Raw genomic sequence first — 17,778 nt, 5'->3', positions numbered from 1 at the left:
TAGGGAATGCGAATAGGGGCGTTTTCTCAAATAGGCCGGGACTATCATACCTAGCTCTATTGCCTAAGTTCCCTAATTAAGGAACTTGTACATCACTAGCCCTGCTTCGCTTTGTTTCTTCAAGGTTGCCGCGATCGCTTAGGGATAGCGAGAGGGCCATCGGCTGGCTCGGGCAACACAAGCCGTCATTGTCACCATAGCCAAAGCCCGCTAGAACTAGAGCCTGGTTTTCATAACTCAAGGTTGTAAATAGACGATCCCCTTTGCCGCCGACTTTCTTAAATGAAATCAGGCGATACTTTTTGGGTGCTTTTCCCAACTTCAGATCTTCATTGACAGCATAGACAGCAACATATTGGCTATTGGTATTGCCCCCAGCCCAACCCCCCATACTCATCAATACAGCAACACCTGACTTGAATCCTAAAGATGGATAGCTCGGTATTTCAACAACTTGAGATTGCTCAGGATAGAACTTTGCATACCCATCACTCAGAATGTTGCTTAAGACCACTGACTCCTTAGCTAGATCTTCTGGCAACGCCATCAGTTTAGTTGGGTATGAAATACTCAACATGGTTAGCAGAATTGTCATGCCCAGCATTCGTTTCATTCGTTTTCCCATCTCACTGAAAAATATTTTAACTACTGCAACTGCATCTTTAAGACTTGAGCAATATCGGCATTCGCCGTGGAATTTCCCCGCTGTGCCTTTTGCCTAAATGCAATAGTTTCTCTTATCAACGGGTGACCCACGACAACCGTCATGCCATTTACGACTAGATCTCCCTCACTAGCAAACGATGCTGTGGTTTCTTACTCCTCAAAGCAAAATGAGAGGATCCATCTCTTCTATTACGGCAAGATAAGCTAACCCAGTACCAGTTTCGCTAGACTCTGAGTAATCCTCTGTGAGTGAAATACCCATGACCAAAATTGTTGGCATTGGCGGTAGCCTCAGAACCGCTTCTTACAGCATGATGGCGCTAGAATTAGCAGCCGAGCGAGTTCAAGCCCTGGGTGCTGATATTCAAATCTTGGATTTGAGAACGATGAAGCTACCTTTTTGTGATGGTGGCAAAGACTATTCAGAGTTTCCAGATGTTCATATTTTGCAAGAGGTGGTCACCGCAGCTGATGGTCTAATTTTGGCCACCCCGGAATATCATGGCAGCGTCAGTGGCGTAATCAAAAATGCCCTGGACTTAATGGGCTTTACAGAGTTGGGTGGCAAAGTCACTGGGTTGATCAGCGTTTTGGGGGGACAGCCCAATAGCAATGCCCTCAATGAAATGCGACTGATTATGCGATGGGTTCACGCCTGGGTCATTCCAGAGCAACTTGCCATCGGTCAAGCTTGGCGGGCTTTTGATGAAGACGGCAAATTAATGGACGAAAAATTGGCAGAGCGGTTAGATTCATTCGCCCAAAGTTTGGTCACCAATACCCAGAAGCTGAGTCAGGAATAGTATCAAAGCTCCCCTGGAAACTGACTAAGAGTGGAAAAGTGGGGCAAGCCAGGGCACTATTATTAGTGACCCATCTCAGTGATGGCAAAACCGTTTTTTGGGCAGTGGGGGCTTGCAGACTATCCTCAACGATTCCACGCTCTCACCCTTAAACCGATCCGAACTAGCGACTGAACTTCACTTTTATGTCTAACGCGCACTCGTCTAAGGTTTCAATCTATGCAGCCATGGCTGCCAACATTGCCATTGGCATCGCTAAGTTTATCGGGGCTGGAATTAGCGGCAGTTCTGCCATGTTATCGGAAGGCATTCATTCCGTAGTGGATTCGACCAACGAAGTGCTACTGCTCTATGGTCTTCATAAGAGTGAAACGAAGCCAGATGAACAGCATCCCCTCGGCTATGGGCAAGAGCTGTATTTTTGGTCTTTGATCGTTGCCGTTTTAATCTTTGCCTTAGGGGGCGGCCTGTCCATTTTTGAGGGCATTACCAGCATGCAAGTGCAGGCCCCAGCCCACGACCCTAGGCTCAGCTACATCGTTTTGGCATCTTCAGCGGTATTTGAGGGAATTGCCTTATTTGTGTCTATTCGTGAGTTTAATAAGGCCACACCGAAGACCTCCAACAGCTTCTGGAAAACCTTAAGCAACAGCAAAGATCCCAGTTCGTTTATTGTTATTTTTGAAGACTGTGCCGCCTTGATTGGTCTAGGAGTTGCCTTTCTCGGCGTATTTATGACCGAACTGAAAGGCAATTCTGTATATGACAGTATTGCCTCCATCGTGATTGGGCTATTGCTAACCGTGGTTGCCGTTGTGCTTGTCATTGAGACCAAAGGCTTACTCATCGGTGAAAGTGCTTCACCCGAAACCCGCGAGAGCATCAAACAGATAGTTAAATCAGATGATGCCGTCACCCGTATGGAGTCTCCGATTACGCTTCATTTTGGCCCTCAAGATATAATGTTGGCCATGAACATCGAATTTAGGGATGACCTCTCTTCCGATGAAATTGAAGCGGCTACGCGCCGTATTGAGCACAAAATCCGAGAATCTCACACAGAAGTCAAGCGAATTTTTCTAGAAGCTGCTTCTGTAGTCTGACAAGCACTATCTAGGGAGCTAGGTGATGAGTCATCAGCCTTTCCAACCGCCAGATGACTTTGAGTCTTTACGTTCAACTCAACGCCGAAGCAACACTGATCTAGAACGAGATTTAGCTGAACTGTCAGAAGATAGCCGCCGAGCCGTAGCGGACAACCAACGGACGATGCAGAAATTTTTTGGGATTCTGCTGGTGGTTGGCTTGGCATTGGGAGCGGTCACTGCTGTTGGGGTAGTGCATTTCATCCAGTGGTTGCGCTCGACGACAAACGCCGAACCTCAGCAGCCCAACCAGAGCTGGGTGAAGACCTCTAAGCATTTTAGAATCTAAGGCTTTCTAAGGCCGATGCGCTGCAAATAATTGAGAGAGTTTCACCACCTCAGTTTCTATATTGTGATCCGCATTTACCCGTTCAGCTCCAACTTCCCCCATTTCTTGGAGTTTGACCGTGCTGGTAGTTAAACTGACTCGGATAGCATCCTTCAAAGCTGAAACCGAACCTGCTGGAATCAACCAGCCATTATTAGGTTTTACTAATTCAGGGATGCCAGCAATATAAGTGGAAATTACGGGGCGTCTAAGGGCTAAAGCCTCCATTAAAACTACGGGTAAACCTTCTGCAAAGCTCGGTAAAACTTTAACTTTGGCCCCTAGTAAATAGTTGCGAATATGGATACTACTCACCCATCCTGTGATAGTGATCACCTCTTCCAAATGTGCTGCTGCAATGGCGGATTCTATGGCAGTACGGGATTCACCATCTCCGACCAAAGTTAACTCAATTTCGACTCCTTCTTGGATCAACTGGGAAACAGCCTCAACCAGCAAAAGTTGTCCCTTTGCAGGACAAAGACGGCCAATACAAACAATATGCGGCGTTTCTGGCAACGCGGTAGGGGGTTGATGCAAAAATATTTGATCTAATCCACAGCGAACGATGTGTATTTTGGACCAATGTTGAGGGTTACTCCAACGATAGAGTTGGCTTTGGCCAAAGGAGCTAACTGCCACCACAAAATTAGCATGGGCAATCTTGGTCGCTAAGTGGAGAATCTGGGGTTTATCAAATTCGTCGGGCCCATGCACCGTAAAGCTATAGGAAGGCCCACCCAACACATGACACAACATGGCAACGGCAGCAGGGTTCGTGCCGAAATGGGCATGGACATGATCAACCCCTGCAACGCCCAGCCAAAATAGGAAAACACTCGCTTCTGCTAAATAGATAAAGTGCCGCCACAAGCCCCGATCAGAATTCCAACCGATCTTAAGGGTTAACCCCAGAGCCTTGACAAAGGCGAGGGGGCGGCTAAACATGACCCAAATAAATGCCAAAACAAGCCCCAAGACGCCAACGGATAGCAGGACTTGAGTTTTATCTAGTTCTGCTACATCATCTGGGTCGATGAGCTGATCAGGACATGAACGAATGGAATAACGTCGAATATTAATCCCCTGGGCTTCTAGGGCCAAAATTTCACGGCGAATAAAGCTATGACTGACCTTGGGGTATTGATTTATCAGATAAGCAACCGTAGTCATAATTGGGTCGGCAATGGTAGTCCTAGACTACCCTGGGTAGCAATTTTTCTTGCGCTGCATATGGAGATGAACGGCCTGAATTAACATCAGCTCCAGCACCTTTCACTCACATACTACTGCGGTGAGAAATATCAAGTCGTGATTTGGATCTGTACCTTCTTCTTTGAAGCAGCTAGTAGATATCTGTTCTTTGAACAAGATAGGATCCGTGTTAGTGCACGATAGGAATTCCCCATGGCAAAGTCCCGCATTCTCCTGCTTGGTGCACAAGGACAATTAGGCCAAGAATTACAAAAAGCTTTGCCAACGATGGTTGAACTGATTGCTGTGGGAAAAGAGACGGTCAACCTGGCTATCCCTGAACAATTACACGAAGTGATCCTACCCGTTCAGCCAGACATTATCGTTAATGCCGCAGCTTATACGGCGGTTGACCGGGCTGAATCAGAGGCTGAATTGGCTCATACAGTAAATCAAAAATCCCCTACAGTCCTAGCCGAAATCGCCAAGACATTAGGAGCGTTACTCGTCCATATTTCGACAGACTATGTGTTTGATGGGACTCAAGGTCATCCTTACACTGAATCCGATTCTCCCCATCCTCAAAGTGTCTATGGTCATTCAAAATGGCAAGGAGAAGAGGGCATTCGCCATATCTGGAATCAGCATATTATTCTAAGAACGGCCTGGGTTTACGGTACCCAAGGTAAAGGTAATTTTGTGAAAACGATGTTGCGACTCGGCAAGGAGCGATCAGACGTTCGGGTTGTGGATGACCAAATTGGATCGCCCACTTGGGCTAAGGATATTGGAGATGCGATCGCATCCTTAATACATCACTGGTCCAGCTCAGATTCAGCCACTCAAGCAGAAATCTATGGCACCTACCATTTCACCAATCGAGGGGTTGCCAGTTGGTATGATTTCGCCGTCGCTATCTTTGCCGAAGCCCAGAGCCTGGGCTTCCCCCTCCAGATCGAACAGGTCATCCCCATCACCACATCTGAATATCCATTACCTGCCCCAAGGCCAGCCTATTCCGTCTTGAGTAATAGCAAAATCACCCCCATTCTTGGCAAACCTGCTCCCCACTGGCAGCAGTCTTTACGCCAGATGTTGAAGGAACTAATTCAAGACCCCTCCGTATAATGGGGCCACTTCTGGATAGCCGTTATAGATCAAAGTAGGCTGTCGCTCCCATACCGCTGGATGCACCCCGGTACCAATCAAGCGCTCTTCTGCCTGGGACCAGCGAGGATGGGGAATATTCGGGTTGACATTGGCTTCAAACCCATATTCATCAGGAGCCAACGCATTCCAGAAGGTGGGTGGCTGAAAGTTCATGAACTCAATTTTGACAATGGATTTCGCTCCCTTGAATCCATATTTCCAAGGGGTAACCATGCGGATCGGTGCTCCATGCTGTTTTGGTAGCAGGTGGCCATAAATCCCCACCGCAAAAAAGGCTAAGTCATGGGCCATTTCATCAATGCGCAAGCTTTCGGTGTAAGGCCAGGGCAATCCGCTTGAATCCGTAAACCCCCCAGGGCCAGGTGTTACCTGGGGATCGTAGTAAGACGTAAAGCGGACAAACTTGGCATTGGACTTAGGATCGACGTCTTGAATTAGCGATCGCATCGGGAATCCCAACCACGGCACCACCATGGCCCAGGCTTCAACACATCGAAATCGATAGATGCGTTCTTCTAACGGAAATTTCTGGATCAAGTCATCTAAATCATAGGTTTGAGGCCGGTTCACCAATCCCGTTACCTCCACTTTCCAAGGATCTGTAGGTAAGGCTTGAGCGGCTTGCCAAATATCTTTCGTACCGCCAAATTCATAGAAATTGTTATAGCGGCTCGTTTTAGCCTCTGGGGTCACTGTCAGTCCCTGTCCAGTATAGATCGGAGACCGTTTGACATTCGGCAGCTGGCCTTGAGGTAACGTTGCCTGGAGTTCTGGCTCAATCTCGCTATCTGACCGAGAACAGCTAATGCTAGGAAAAACGGTTGCACCGATGCCAAAGCCAATCATATTTTTCAGAAACCGTCGCCGATGCCAATAAGCAGTCTCTGAAGTGATCGGCTGCGACTCTACCTGCCAAGGCTTAGGAATACGAATGAACACCATAAAGTGAACCCAATAACACGAGGTCTATGTCTGTATCTTGCCCGCTTGAAGCAGTACTTCCACCGCATCAAACAGATATCTAACCCGAAGTGAGACGGGTTTCCAGCTTAGCGAAGGAGGAGAACCTAGTGAATGCTTGCCATAACCGCTATGCTCTTGCCAGCAGGAATCAGGCAGCTTTTAATTGAGTAGATGCCCTGAGCATTCGTTTCTCACCCAATGATGCTGAAGATAATCTATTTCTTTAAAGAGTCCAGCCAATCTAGTCTTTGAGCAACATGACTGATTCAACACCAGAATCTCCAATCGTCAATATTAGAGATCGACAACAGCAACTCATTCGCCAGCGCAAACAAAAATTTCGGCGACGAGCTTGGCGGACATTGGTCATCTTAGGCATGACAATTGGATTAGGATGGGCGGTCTGTCAGCCCGAATGGCAAATTCAACAATCAAATCAAGTCACCCTTAAGGGGAATGAAGAAATCGATAGCCAAACCCTTGAACACTTGATGGTGCTGGAATTCCCCACTTCCCTGATTCGCTTTCAGCCGCAAACCTTGATCTCTCAGCTGAAAAACAATGCCCATGTCAGTCATGTGATTGTGACTCGAAAGCTTTTTCCCCCTAGAGTCAGCGTGGTCGTTCGGGAACTCCCCCCTGTGGCCATGACGGAATGTAAAGGATGTACCTTAGTCCTGAAGCCCGGTCAAACTGATTCCATCACCCTTGGCCCTGCCAATGTTTGGTTATTAGATCAGCGGGGGGTCGTTTTACCTGCCGATAGTTATCCCAAGCTGGAAAAAGCCCATCAACTTCCCAAACTCACCTTGAAAGGCTATTTACAACCTGAAGCCAAAGAGGATACCTCGAAAAATACGCCTGCCGATTCTGCGACGCAACTCGTTTCGATTGATTATCAAAGACAACGTCAATGGCAGCAGATATATGCCTCGATGGAGACTAGCCCTGTTCAGATTAAACATCTCAATTGGGAAAACCCTAATAAACTGATGTTGCAAACTAAATTGGGCCAGATTCATATTGGTCCATTTAGTGACAATTTTGATCGGCAACTTCAGGCCTTAGATGAAATGCGAACCTTACCAAAATCAGTCGATCCAAAGCAGATTGTTTATATTGATGTACAGAATCCTGAAAGTCCCGTTCTAGAATTACGGAAACAATCACAACCCAGTCCTTAACCTTAAGAAAAACTTCTGTTTTTCAAAAATGCAGTGAAACGGGTTTTTACCCGTCAGAATCAAGAGGTTTACAGCCAATATCGCTCAATTGGTTTTTGGAGGAACTTGTCCTATAGTTGAGTAACGAAGATCGCCCATCCATTTTTTGCTGTTCATAACTAGTCAAAATGACGCCTGCAGATCAAACCTTTACCGATTCCCTATTCACAAATGAAAATGATGACCGCCTTAATGGAGGTCCAGTGGATCAATTAGGGGGAACGGGGGAAAGTTCTGACTCAGGATCTCAGGAGAGTTTGGAAAATATTTTTGACTTTGAGGACAGCGCTCCCCCCTCTTCACCTCGTAAGGATGTGAGTATGGAAGATGACAGCATTGTTCGACATGGTGCAGCCACCATTAAGGTGATTGGTGTCGGCGGTGGTGGGGGAAATGCAGTCAATCGCATGATCGCTAGCAATGTCTCTGGCGTAGAATTTTGGTCTATTAATACAGATGCCCAGTCCTTAACCCTGTCGTCTGCGGCGAAGCGCCTGCAGGTCGGCCAAAAGTTAACCCGTGGTCTGGGGGCAGGCGGCAACCCCGCCATTGGTCAAAAAGCAGCAGAAGAGTCTCGTGATGATATTGCTACGGCACTAGCAGGGTCTGATTTAGTCTTTATTACTTGCGGAATGGGAGGGGGCACTGGAACAGGTGCTGCCCCGATTATTGCTGAAATTGCCAAAGAGATGGGAGCGCTCACAGTAGGGGTTGTCACTCGCCCTTTCACCTTTGAAGGACGCCGCCGTAGCCATCAAGCCGAGGAAGGAATTTCTGCGTTGCAAACTCGGGTTGATACGCTGATTATGATTCCCAACGATAAGATTCTGTCAGTGATTGCTGAGCAAACGCCAGTACAAGAAGCCTTTCATACCGCAGACGATGTTCTCCGGCAAGGTGTACAGGGCATTTCCGATATCATCAATGTTCCAGGTTTGGTGAATGTGGACTTCGCAGACGTCAAAGCCATCATGGCAGATGCGGGTTCGGCCATGATGGGAATTGGGGTAGGGTCTGGTAAATCTCGGGCGAAGGAAGCAGCCATCGCAGCCATCGATTCTCCACTACTCGATGCTTCGATCCGAGGAGCAAAAGGGGTTGTCTTTAACATTACGGGCGGGAATGATTTATCGCTGCATGAGGTAAATACCGCGGCTGAAACTATCTACGAAGTGGTAGATGCCAGTGCCAATATCATTTTCGGTGCTGTGATTGATGATTCTCTCCAAGGTGAGATCAGGATGACCGTGATCGCTACAGGCTTTTCGAGCGAAGCAGGTGACTCGCCTCGTAAATCAGAGGCAAAACCAAAAGCTAAGATCTCCGCCAAGCCTGAACAACAGCAGAAAGCTGCTCCCAAAACGGTGACTCAGCGACCTCCAAGTCGAGGGGGCAATCTTGACATCCCTGACTTCTTACAAAAAACGTCGTCCAGGTCGTTCTTAAGTTTTTTTCACCTAGTATTTTAGGTATATTAGGATCCCTCAGAGGAATTTAATTAAAACTCACAATTCTCAACTGTGTTAAGGGCAATTTGGGATGTTAAGATTGCCTAGAATGTGTTTTGGGGACTCGTAGTGATCCGTCCTGCAACTCTAACTCTGCAACCTCCTCTGCCTTTGGTTGCCGAGAATAATCGGTTGAAAATCTTCTCCGGTTCTGCCAATGTTTCGCTGGCCCAAGAAGTGGCCCGCTACCTAGGCGTTGATTTGGGCCCCATGGTTCGAAAGCGCTTTGCAGATGGCGAACTTTACGTCCAAATTCAAGAATCGATTCGCGGTTGCGATGTCTATCTGATTCAGCCCTCCTGCCATCCTGTCAATGACAATTTGATGGAGTTGCTGATTATTATCGATGCCTGTCGCCGGGCATCTGCCAGGCAAATTACGGCAGTGCTGCCTTACTACGGATATTCAAGGGCTGATCGTAAGACAGCCGGTCGAGAATCCATTACGGCCAAGCTAGTCGCCAACTTAATTACCCAAGCAGGAGCCAGTCGCATCCTGGCGATGGACCTACACTCCGCTCAAATTCAAGGCTATTTCGATATCCCGGTAGATCATGTTTATGGGTCTCCCGTGCTTTTGGATTACTTGGCTCGGAAGGAGTTACCCGACCTAGTGGTGGTTTCCCCTGATGTGGGGGGCGTGGCCAGAGCCCGTGCCTTTGCCAAGAAGCTAGACGATGCCCCATTAGCCATTATTGATAAACGCCGTCAGGCCCATAATGTCGCCGAAGTGATGAATGTGGTCGGTGATGTCCAAGGGAAAACGGCTGTTTTAGTGGATGACATGATCGACACGGCCGGCACTATCTCTGCTGCGGCCCGACTCCTTCGTAAAGAAGGGGCTCGCCAGGTATATGCTTGTGCCACCCACGCTATTTTCTCTCCCCCAGCCATTGAGCGTTTATCGGTAACAGGATTGTTTGAAGAGGTGATCGTCACCAATACGACCCCCATTCCCCCTGAACGCCATTTTCCCCAGTTGCGGGTGCTATCGGTGGCTAGTCTGCTAGGTGAGACTATCTGGCGGGTGCATGAAGACAGTTCTGTTAGCAGTATGTTTCGCTAGTGCCAGCGGCTAAATGTTGAGTTTAAGGCTCTTGGTAGAACCGATCCCGATGTTCTGGCAGGGGCCAATCTTCGTTTTCACCTCCGATCAACAGCTGGTGAATTTCGATAAATTCTTTATTAAAGTTAACCAGAGCATTGAGCAGAACATCAAGTGCGATCGCATCGCTAGTACCCAAATCAAACCAGCACCGGGCCCAACAGCCTTCGTACTCAATCTCCCCCATATTATGCATTAGGGCCATGAGATTGCTATCTTTGGCTTCTACTTCATAATGGAGATAGCTCAGTTCATAGCCAGCATCTTGTACCTGCAAATTCTCGGCATTAAATCCCCCTAGCTTCCCCAGAAAAAACCAGGAATCAAAGACTTCTTCCAAGTATTGTTTCTCTTGTTCCGACAACACGGTTTCAAATTCTAACCAAAGCCATAAATCAAAAGAATTAAATTCACGAAACTGAATGTTCATAGACTGAAAACAACATAACGAGCCAGAGCAAGAAGATTAACAAGAGCCTCCTCTTTGCCCCCTAGTGTCAGCAAGTAACGTCCTCTTGATTGGGCATGCTGATATAAAGGGGAACGGTGCAACCCTCAAACCTGCTCCTGATTGTAGTTGATTGCATTACGCTAAAAGAATGCTTCGATTAAAACAGCTCCTTTATCATCCAGCAGCAACTTCAACTGCAATTCTCAAGGCAGTCACTCTGGAACTCCCTCCTCAACAGCTAGGGCTGGTGATTGGTCCGAGCGGCTCGGGAAAAAGTACCCTACTAGAAATAGTGGCTGGCTTAGCAGCGCCGACATCAGGTGACCTCTATTGGCGTCAGCAAGAACTCAAACCTAATAATCTGCAGCAACTCGCAGGCTTAGTCTTTCAATTCCCAGAGCGGCATTTTTGCGGGGGCACCATTTTGGAAGAACTACGCATTGGTCATCCCGAATTGGGATCAGAACAGGTGCATCAAGCCTTATCAGAAGTAGGGTTAGGAGATTTATCCCTCTTTACTTCTCCTCAATCTTTGAGTGGTGGACAACAGCGGCGTTTGGCTCTAGCAGTCCAGTTAATTCGTCAACCCCATCTGCTGCTCTTAGATGAGCCCACAGCGGGTTTAGACTGGTCCATGCGGCAACAGTTGGTGACCCTCTTGGGGAAACTCAAACAGCAGTGGAGTTTGTTGATTGTCACCCATGATCCTGCAGAGCTTATCAGTATTGCTGATCGATGTTGGACTTTAAATCATGGCCAATTAGCCACCGTCGATCCGGCCTCGTTACAGATGAAGACGTCAGTCGCGTCTTTATAGAAAGAATTTTTAGTTGTGAGAGCTTAATCTGTTCACAACCTTATATTTACCTGCGCTTTAGCACTATCTCTTAGTCTGTAGACAGATCACTACACCCCATTCACCTCTAATAGATGCTGCGAACCCAGGTATCCGTAGCGCCAGCTCCTACCGACTGGCGTCAAGTTTTTGAAGAAGCTTATCAGGGAAGACATACATATGATTTCAAAAGTGGACGGTCTATTCCGATGGGGCCTCAAGATTTGTGGATTGTCTGTCGGGGCATCGTCCAGCTGGGCACTTTATTCCCTTCCGGTGATGAGGCCATTTTGGGATTTGTTTACCCAGCGATGCCCTTCGGTTTGCCATTAACTCAGCTTGATCCCTATGAGGCAGTGGCCCTCTCTGATGCAGTGTTGATGCGCTTAAATCAGGTTGAGTTAGAAAGTTCGCCGTTATTAGCCCAAGGCGTTCTTCAGCAATTGAGTCGGCGATTGCAGCAAACCGAGGCAATTTTAGCGATGATTAGCCAACGACGAGTATACGATCGCTTACGGCAGCTATTATTGATGCTGAAACAGGAAGTCGGACAGGTTACGCCGAATGGTGTGCGTTTAGAGGTGCGCTTGACCCATCAACAGCTCGCCAACTTACTCGGCACCACACGGGTCACCATTACTCGCCTTTTAGGCAATCTACGGCAGGAGGGGTGGCTGTCCATCGACCGCACGCGGCACTTTGTCATTACTGATGCCCCTTCAGAGAGTCTGTAGCTGCCCAGCTCAATCTTTGCTGGATGGTTTCTGATCCAGACGCGTTGCTTGTTCTAAAGCCGCTTTTTCTTTGGCTCGTTGGTCATAGGGGTGGAGCTGTTCTAACGTCCACCCCGTCAATAAGCTCAAATTATCGAGGGTCACTCCCCGCATCAGCATATCGATGCACCAGGTGTGTTGGGCCTGTTCCAGATGGGGAGGGTGACCTGCTAAGGTAGTCATCCCTTCCGTCCAGCTTTTCCACCGATCGGCCAGCGTTGTCAGCGTCAGGGGTTGTTGCTGATCATCCACAAACATTGTAGGTTCATCATCTTTGCGAAATTTTAGCCATTTGGTCAGGGGATTGGAGGTATAGGAGCCAAGACGTTTCCCCATGACCCACTGATTGACGGCCACCTGGCGGCTAGCCTGGATTTGCAGCAGATGCTGTTGGTTATTGCTGATCTGTTGCGATCTCAATAGGTCGATCACTTCGGGTGATGATAAACCTGCCCCAAATAAAACATAGGCCAGAGCATGATCTTGGGTACTCTGTTTCTTGGCTTGTCGGAGAATAAGATGAACGGTTTCCGCAGGTAAATCAGCTACGACTGTAGTCGTTTGCGGAGAAGGGCTAACGACAGTGCCACTTGCAATGCTGCCAAACAAGATCATCTGCACCGCATGCTCTAAAAAGTCGTCTTGATGATTCCACAGCTGATGGTACTCACTGGTGAACTCGATAACAGCATACCCGAGCAGCAAACATTCCAATAAGCTTGCCAGTTTTTCTGTTGAGAACTGGGGTATCAACTGTCGCTCAGCCATAAAGGTTTCTAGATACTGAGCCATATATTGGGTGATTTCTGTCATCCGCTTTCCCAAGGCCAGCCGATTGTCCGCTGGATATTGGTTGGCTTCTCCCACCAGAGACCGAATTAAATCGGGCACTTGCTCTAATGCATGCAAGCAATAACTTGCATATTCCTGAAAAGCTTGTTCTGTAGATTCAGAAGACTGGTTGTGACTGTTCAGAGCCTGCCCCAGACTCTGAAAGGCTGTTGACTCTTCTAAGACTCCTAATAAGAGACCATGTTTACTGCCGAAATGACGAAACAGCGTTACTTCGTTTACTTCTGCTGCTTCGGCAATTTGGCGAGTGGTTGTCCCACTAATCCCTTGAGTGATAAATAGCTGAAAAGCTGACTGAATCAAGCGTTGACGAGTTGAAGATTGAGAAGGCATAGACAAAATGCAAGTAGCACTTGCAAGGCTTAAGGATGGGTGTTAGCATGACAGCATGCAAGTGATGCTTGCATTATTACTTTAACCAGTATTTCGACAAAAAGCGAAGCCCACCTCTGCAGATATGGGCTAGCGTTGTTCATCTTTTTAATAGGACTGTTATGACTACCAATCCTGTCGTCACTGCCCCCGTGGTCAGACCCGCCCTAAGCTGGGTCAATGTTGGCTTTTTTGGTGCGTTTCACCTCTTAGCCATCGGCTTAGCACCCTATTATTTCTCCTGGTCAGCAATAGGTGTCGCCCTATTCCTGCATTGGCTGCTAGGGGGAATCGGGATTTGCTTGGGGTATCACCGCCTCCTCAGTCATCGAAGTTTCCGGGTGCCCAAGGTATTGGAATATGCGATCGCAACCCTTGGTTCCCTCGCCATTCAGGGCGGTCCTATCTTTTGGGTCAGCGGTCACCGCCAACACCATGCCCATACCGAGCATGTCAATGATGATCCCTACTCTGCCCAGCGAGGATTTTGGTGGAGCCATATTCTCTGGATTTTCTACCCTCGCCCAGAGTATTTTGATGCCAACCACTATCAAAAAAATGCACCAGACCTAGCCCGTCAGCCCTATTATCGCTGGTTAGATCGGAATTTCCTGATGCTCCAGATTCCTTTGGCTGCTGTGCTCTATGCCCTGGGTGGGTGGTCCTTCGTGGTCTATGGTATCTTCGTCCGGGCCGTCATTCTTTGGCATTCCACATGGCTGGTAAATTCTGCCTCTCACATGTGGGGATATCGCACCTTTGAATCAGATGATGGCGCTCAAAACCTGTGGTGGGTTTCTCTGTTGACCTATGGCGAAGGCTGGCATAACAACCATCACTCCTATCCCCATGTGGCAAAATCTGGCTACCGTTGGTGGGAAATTGATTTCACCTGGTGGGCCATCTGTGCCCTCAAGCAAATGGGATTGGCCAAGAAAATTGTGACCTACCCTAAATCTCTTCAATACAGTAGGAAGTAACGGCTCACCTTAAAATAGACATTTTGAACTCCCAGAGCATGCTCTGGGAGTTCTTCATTGGTAACGGTTCTAACCCGCAGCCGGTTGAGATAATAAGTCGTCTAACTGGCCCTTTGTATCCATTTGATAAAGGTCATCACAGCCGCCAATATGCTGATTATTGATAAAGATTTGAGGCACTGATCGGCGGTCATTCGCCCGTTCAGCCATTTTGGCTCGTGCGGCTTCATCTCCATCAATCTTGTACTCGGTGTATTGCACCCCTTTCCAAGACAACAATAGTTTGGCTCGAATACAAAATGGACAAGTTTGCCAGGTATAGATTTCGGTATTGGCCTTGACTCGCTCAGGATGGCGTCCCAAAAGGTTGTTCAAGAAATTTGGCATGGGAAATTCCTAATTGGCAATAGATAAGAACTTACCCCTTTATTGTGACGCAACGGACTGATCTGCGATTTTGAGGGAAGCACAATCTCGATTGGCATCTAGATCCAGATGCTCAGGTAATTTAGTCCGGCAAAGTTTGCACTCCACCAACTGCTCGACCTCTAGGAAAATAGCCCCCCGTAGATCAGCACCACTCAAATTAGCCTCTCGAAATTGAGTTCGTTGGAACGAGACCTCCCTGAGATTGGCATCAGTAAAATCTGCCCCCACCAGACTGGCATCACTCAAATCAGCCCCTGTGAAATTGGCTTCACTCAAATCTGTATTCGTGAGTTGAGTCCCGATCAGCTTAGCAGTGCGAAGATTGGCACCAATCAATTTAGCTTGACTGAGATTGGCATCACTGAGATAAACCCCAATTAAATCTGCACTATTCAGGTTCGCTTCCAAGAGATTCGCATTGCCAAGATAAGCACCTCGCAGATTGGCCCCGGTCAAATCAGCATTCTGGAAATTAGCGCTATTTAGATTGGTACCTAACAAATTAGCGCTACTGAGATTGGCCTGGGTCAGATCTGCTCCACTTAGATTGGCACTCAATAGATCCGCATTGCGAAGATTGGCTTCTCGCAGGTCCGCCTCCCGGAGATTGGTACCAATCAAGTACGTACCTTGGAAGTTAGCGCCCTGAAAGTTGGCTTGAATCAGGTTAGCTTGAATCAGATAAGCATCTTGAAAATCTAGGTGACTTGTTTCGAACTGAGAATGACTCCGTGCTATCACGGTCAAGGCTGCTTGAATATCCGTGGGAACTCGCAAGGTATTGACTTCATTTGAGCCTAAATGGCGGGTATCCCCTACTTTGGTGCTATGTTCCCGGATATAAGCCGTTAGGACTTCCAATACAATCGCTTGTTGTCCAGGAGAATCACTGGCGATTTGCTCTAGGAGATATATCCCGCCCAATCGTACTTCTATTTTGTCTTTTGCCGCCAACAATTCCACTGCTTTTCGGAACTCACTGGTATCTTGCTGTCGACGTTGACTATGGTAATTTTGCCAGGAAAAATAGATCGCCATCCCTCCCCATAGTCCTAAAGCTATGAGGATCAGGGTGTTACGCTGCTCTTTTTCAGCTTGTGCTCGATGATATGTTTCTTCAAGCTGCAATTGAAGCTGGTCCGTTAGGGGTAATTGTTGCAGCCGAGCCCGATCTAAGGTTGGAAGTTGGTTGACCTGCCACTGGGGTACAAACCAAAGGAGCAGAACCAAACCAAAGCCTGCTGAAGCCAGAGCGAACAGCATCCTCTGAGTGAGATGATTTTTGGGAGAGGGATACCTGGCCACTATGCGTCTCACAGTCCCAACTGTGGGCTACTCATCATCTTTCGGCAAGGCTGAAGGCGGCATTATATTGGCACTCGTTTAACCCTTCCTATAGGGCTGACCTGCAACCTATTGGGATCTAGTGTAGCGGTAGACGTCTTGATTCTATGCGTTATTAACTGAACCGGTAATCGTGCAGACCCGCAGGTGCGTTAAACTGCCGTTGAGTGCACCTCCCTACAGCACTGTCTCCCTAAGCTTGTTAGGAAAAGATTTATGCCAACGATTGTCACTCAACGCTCCACTCAAAATTTACCCGCAGGTCCCTCCTCTTCAGGATTGTGGCAAATATTGCAATGGATCGGACGCCCCCTAGAGTTCATGGAAGCTTGTACACAACGGTATGGCGATTTATTTACATTGCAGCTGGGGCAATTGGGCCAAATTGTTTTTTGTAGCAATCCCCACGGCATTGAAGAGATTCTCACTGCAGAGCCCAACAAGATGGATGCGGGCCACAATAATTCTATATTGTTGCCCTTGCTCGGTAATGCATCTGTCATCCTCTTGGATGGCGAATCCCACCAACGCCAGCGACAGCTCTTAATGCCCCCGTTTCATGGGGAACGGATGCGAGCCTATGGCTCATCCATCACTCAGATTACTGAAGAAATAGCTTCACCTTGGCAAATCAACCACCCCTTTGATGTGCGGGAGGCCATGCAGGCCATTTCTCTCAACGTCATCCTCAAAACGGTGTTTGGAGTATCGAACTCTGAACGATACCAAGCTTTGCAGGCGCTATTACCCAACTTCTTGGACTTAACTGGATCACCCGCTGGTGCGAGTTTGCTGTTTCTACGGGGATTACAGAAGGACTGGGGCGCTTGGAGTCCTTGGGGTCGGTTTCTGCAGGTGCGATCGCAACTCGATCACCTCCTGTATCAACAGATGGACGAGCATCGTCACCAATCTGAAATGGGGGCAGATATTCTCTCCTTAATGCTGGCCGCCACGGATGAAGCTGGCAATCCCATGACCGATATAGAACTGCGAGATGAGTTAGTTACCTTGCTGTTAGCAGGGCATGAGACTACTGCTTCAGCGTTGACCTGGGCACTATATTGGATTCATTTCCTCCCAGAAGTGAGGGAAAAACTGATCGCTGAGTTAGCCACCGCTGACCTCAATGATGCCAAAGGCATTCAACGCTTACCCTACCTGAATGCAGTGTGCTCTGAAACCCTTAGGATTTACCCGATTGCCCCGATCACCTCTCCTCGAACAACGAAAATGTCATTGCCCTTAATGGGATATAACCTCCCAGTTGGAACCACTGTAGCCCCCTGTATTTATCTCACCCATCGACGTCCTGAACTCTATCCCAATCCTCAAGCCTTTCAGCCAGAGCGATTCCTAGACCGTCAATTTTCCCCCTACGAATATCTGCCTTTTGGTGGCAGTAATCGCCGTTGTCTGGGGATGACCTTTGCTCTGTTCGAGATGAAACTTGTGCTCTCGACACTTCTGACTCGATATCAATTCCGGCTTGAGCAATCTCAACCCTTAAAACCCGTGCGTAGGGGGGTGACCTTAGCCCCTCCCTCTCACTTCAAAATGATCTTGACCCAGCGAGATTAAGGGAACATAAAGTCCATGCTGTTGCCATTCTCAACCTCGTTGAGCTTCAGTACAATG

17 protein-coding genes and 1 pseudogene are annotated in these 17,778 nt (G+C 48.0%); 11 read left to right on the top strand and 7 right to left on the bottom strand.

Going from position 1 to position 17,778, the window contains the following annotated elements; genetic code table 11:
- Window positions 1-76 precede the first annotated feature (76 nt).
- Window positions 77-613, bottom strand: coding sequence for a hypothetical protein (locus HRE53_RS02860; protein WP_235108993.1), 537 nt, complete (start codon window positions 611-613; stop codon window positions 77-79).
- A gap of 313 nt (window positions 614-926) precedes the next feature.
- Between HRE53_RS02860 and HRE53_RS02855 the strand changes: the two genes are divergently transcribed.
- The 3 genes from HRE53_RS02855 (at window position 927) to HRE53_RS02845 (ending at window position 2,903) form a co-directional block, all read left to right on the top strand.
- Window positions 927-1,469 (top strand): NADPH-dependent FMN reductase, encoded by a 543-nt coding sequence (locus tag HRE53_RS02855; protein WP_235108992.1) that lies wholly within the window; start codon window positions 927-929, stop codon window positions 1,467-1,469.
- Window positions 1,470-1,654: 185 nt separating this feature from the next.
- Window positions 1,655-2,572, top strand: a complete 918-nt coding sequence (locus HRE53_RS02850; RefSeq protein WP_235108991.1) for a cation diffusion facilitator family transporter — start codon at window positions 1,655-1,657, stop codon at window positions 2,570-2,572.
- A 25-nt stretch (window positions 2,573-2,597) separates the two neighbouring features.
- Window positions 2,598-2,903: a hypothetical protein gene (locus HRE53_RS02845; RefSeq protein WP_235108990.1), complete on the top strand. Its 306-nt coding sequence runs from the start codon at window positions 2,598-2,600 to the stop codon at window positions 2,901-2,903.
- A gap of 6 nt (window positions 2,904-2,909) precedes the next feature.
- Here the strand turns inward: HRE53_RS02845 and HRE53_RS02840 are convergent, their stop codons facing one another.
- Complete coding sequence (locus tag HRE53_RS02840) at window positions 2,910-4,115, bottom strand: glycosyltransferase (RefSeq protein ID WP_235108989.1); 1,206 nt, start codon at window positions 4,113-4,115, stop codon at window positions 2,910-2,912.
- Window positions 4,116-4,349: 234 nt separating this feature from the next.
- On the opposite strand from HRE53_RS02840, the gene rfbD reads away from it, so the two are divergent.
- Window positions 4,350-5,264: a dTDP-4-dehydrorhamnose reductase gene (gene rfbD, locus HRE53_RS02835; protein ID WP_235108988.1), complete on the top strand. Its 915-nt coding sequence runs from the start codon at window positions 4,350-4,352 to the stop codon at window positions 5,262-5,264.
- Here the strand turns inward: rfbD and msrP are convergent.
- Window positions 5,241-6,248 (bottom strand): protein-methionine-sulfoxide reductase catalytic subunit MsrP, encoded by a 1,008-nt coding sequence (msrP, locus tag HRE53_RS02830; RefSeq protein WP_235108987.1) that lies wholly within the window; start codon window positions 6,246-6,248, stop codon window positions 5,241-5,243. The genes rfbD and msrP overlap by 24 nt on opposite strands.
- A gap of 278 nt (window positions 6,249-6,526) precedes the next feature.
- On the opposite strand from msrP, the gene HRE53_RS02825 reads away from it, so the two are divergent.
- From HRE53_RS02825 to HRE53_RS02815, 3 genes and pseudogenes are all read left to right on the top strand, one after another.
- Window positions 6,527-7,453, top strand: a complete 927-nt coding sequence (locus HRE53_RS02825) for a cell division protein FtsQ/DivIB (RefSeq protein WP_212662128.1) — start codon at window positions 6,527-6,529, stop codon at window positions 7,451-7,453.
- Window positions 7,454-7,812: 359 nt separating this feature from the next.
- Window positions 7,813-8,767 (top strand): annotated as a pseudogene (gene ftsZ, locus HRE53_RS02820) (cell division protein FtsZ); the annotation flags it as partial.
- Between the two features lie 302 nt (window positions 8,768-9,069).
- Window positions 9,070-10,065 (top strand): ribose-phosphate pyrophosphokinase, encoded by a 996-nt coding sequence (locus HRE53_RS02815; RefSeq protein ID WP_283250022.1) that lies wholly within the window; start codon window positions 9,070-9,072, stop codon window positions 10,063-10,065.
- Between the two features lie 22 nt (window positions 10,066-10,087).
- On the opposite strand, the gene HRE53_RS02810 is transcribed toward HRE53_RS02815, so the two are convergent.
- Window positions 10,088-10,534, bottom strand: a complete 447-nt coding sequence (locus HRE53_RS02810) for a DUF3531 family protein (protein WP_235108986.1) — start codon at window positions 10,532-10,534, stop codon at window positions 10,088-10,090.
- Between the two features lie 169 nt (window positions 10,535-10,703).
- On the opposite strand from HRE53_RS02810, the gene HRE53_RS02805 reads away from it, so the two are divergent.
- Window positions 10,704-11,372 carry an ABC transporter ATP-binding protein gene (locus HRE53_RS02805; RefSeq protein ID WP_212662126.1) on the top strand — a complete coding sequence of 223 codons (669 nt, stop codon included), beginning with the start codon at window positions 10,704-10,706 and terminating at the stop codon, window positions 11,370-11,372.
- Between the two features lie 113 nt (window positions 11,373-11,485).
- Window positions 11,486-12,124: a Crp/Fnr family transcriptional regulator gene (locus HRE53_RS02800; protein ID WP_235108985.1), complete on the top strand. Its 639-nt coding sequence runs from the start codon at window positions 11,486-11,488 to the stop codon at window positions 12,122-12,124.
- Window positions 12,125-12,133: 9 nt separating this feature from the next.
- Here the strand turns inward: HRE53_RS02800 and HRE53_RS02795 are convergent, their stop codons facing one another.
- Window positions 12,134-13,348 carry a TetR/AcrR family transcriptional regulator gene (locus HRE53_RS02795; protein ID WP_235108984.1) on the bottom strand — a complete coding sequence of 405 codons (1,215 nt, stop codon included), beginning with the start codon at window positions 13,346-13,348 and terminating at the stop codon, window positions 12,134-12,136.
- A gap of 161 nt (window positions 13,349-13,509) precedes the next feature.
- Here HRE53_RS02795 and HRE53_RS02790 point away from each other — a divergent pair, with 161 nt between their 5' ends.
- On the top strand, window positions 13,510-14,367 hold the full coding sequence (locus HRE53_RS02790) for a fatty acid desaturase (protein ID WP_235108983.1): 858 nt from the start codon (window positions 13,510-13,512) through the stop codon (window positions 14,365-14,367).
- 69 nt (window positions 14,368-14,436) lie between these two features.
- Here the strand turns inward: HRE53_RS02790 and grxC are convergent, their stop codons facing one another.
- Window positions 14,437-14,754, bottom strand: a complete 318-nt coding sequence (gene grxC / locus HRE53_RS02785; protein WP_235108982.1) for a glutaredoxin 3 — start codon at window positions 14,752-14,754, stop codon at window positions 14,437-14,439.
- 39 nt (window positions 14,755-14,793) lie between these two features.
- Entirely contained in the window at window positions 14,794-16,101 is a 1,308-nt protein-coding gene (locus tag HRE53_RS02780) for a pentapeptide repeat-containing protein (RefSeq protein ID WP_235108981.1), read from the bottom strand.
- Between the two features lie 255 nt (window positions 16,102-16,356).
- Between HRE53_RS02780 and HRE53_RS02775 the strand changes: the two genes are divergently transcribed.
- Window positions 16,357-17,721, top strand: a complete 1,365-nt coding sequence (locus HRE53_RS02775; RefSeq protein ID WP_235108980.1) for a cytochrome P450 — start codon at window positions 16,357-16,359, stop codon at window positions 17,719-17,721.
- Window positions 17,722-17,778: the final 57 nt, after the last annotated feature.

The organism is Acaryochloris sp. 'Moss Beach', assembly GCF_021497025.1.
In the GTDB taxonomy this organism is placed as follows: Bacteria; Cyanobacteriota; Cyanobacteriia; order Thermosynechococcales; family Thermosynechococcaceae; genus Acaryochloris; species Acaryochloris marina_A.
Note: the sequence above shows the minus strand (reverse complement) of the source record. Positions and strands in the feature narration are given on the sequence as shown.

Excerpts from the sequence above, each read along its gene's own strand:
- HRE53_RS02860 (WP_235108993.1), bottom strand. The coding sequence starts at position 613 with ATGAAACGAATGCTGGGCATGACAATTCTGCTAACCATGTTGAGTATT.
- HRE53_RS02855 (WP_235108992.1), top strand. The coding sequence starts at position 927 with ATGACCAAAATTGTTGGCATTGGCGGTAGCCTCAGAACCGCTTCTTAC.
- HRE53_RS02850 (WP_235108991.1), top strand. The coding sequence starts at position 1,655 with ATGTCTAACGCGCACTCGTCTAAGGTTTCAATCTATGCAGCCATGGCT.
- HRE53_RS02845 (WP_235108990.1), top strand. The coding sequence starts at position 2,598 with ATGAGTCATCAGCCTTTCCAACCGCCAGATGACTTTGAGTCTTTACGT.
- HRE53_RS02840 (WP_235108989.1), bottom strand. The coding sequence starts at position 4,115 with ATGACTACGGTTGCTTATCTGATAAATCAATACCCCAAGGTCAGTCAT.
- rfbD (WP_235108988.1), top strand. The coding sequence starts at position 4,350 with ATGGCAAAGTCCCGCATTCTCCTGCTTGGTGCACAAGGACAATTAGGC.
- msrP (WP_235108987.1), bottom strand. The coding sequence starts at position 6,248 with ATGGTGTTCATTCGTATTCCTAAGCCTTGGCAGGTAGAGTCGCAGCCG.
- HRE53_RS02825 (WP_212662128.1), top strand. The coding sequence starts at position 6,527 with ATGACTGATTCAACACCAGAATCTCCAATCGTCAATATTAGAGATCGA.
- HRE53_RS02810 (WP_235108986.1), bottom strand. The coding sequence starts at position 10,534 with ATGAACATTCAGTTTCGTGAATTTAATTCTTTTGATTTATGGCTTTGG.
- HRE53_RS02805 (WP_212662126.1), top strand. The coding sequence starts at position 10,704 with ATGCTTCGATTAAAACAGCTCCTTTATCATCCAGCAGCAACTTCAACT.
- HRE53_RS02800 (WP_235108985.1), top strand. The coding sequence starts at position 11,486 with ATGCTGCGAACCCAGGTATCCGTAGCGCCAGCTCCTACCGACTGGCGT.
- HRE53_RS02795 (WP_235108984.1), bottom strand. The coding sequence starts at position 13,348 with ATGCCTTCTCAATCTTCAACTCGTCAACGCTTGATTCAGTCAGCTTTT.
- HRE53_RS02790 (WP_235108983.1), top strand. The coding sequence starts at position 13,510 with ATGACTACCAATCCTGTCGTCACTGCCCCCGTGGTCAGACCCGCCCTA.
- grxC (WP_235108982.1), bottom strand. The coding sequence starts at position 14,754 with ATGCCAAATTTCTTGAACAACCTTTTGGGACGCCATCCTGAGCGAGTC.
- HRE53_RS02775 (WP_235108980.1), top strand. The coding sequence starts at position 16,357 with ATGCCAACGATTGTCACTCAACGCTCCACTCAAAATTTACCCGCAGGT.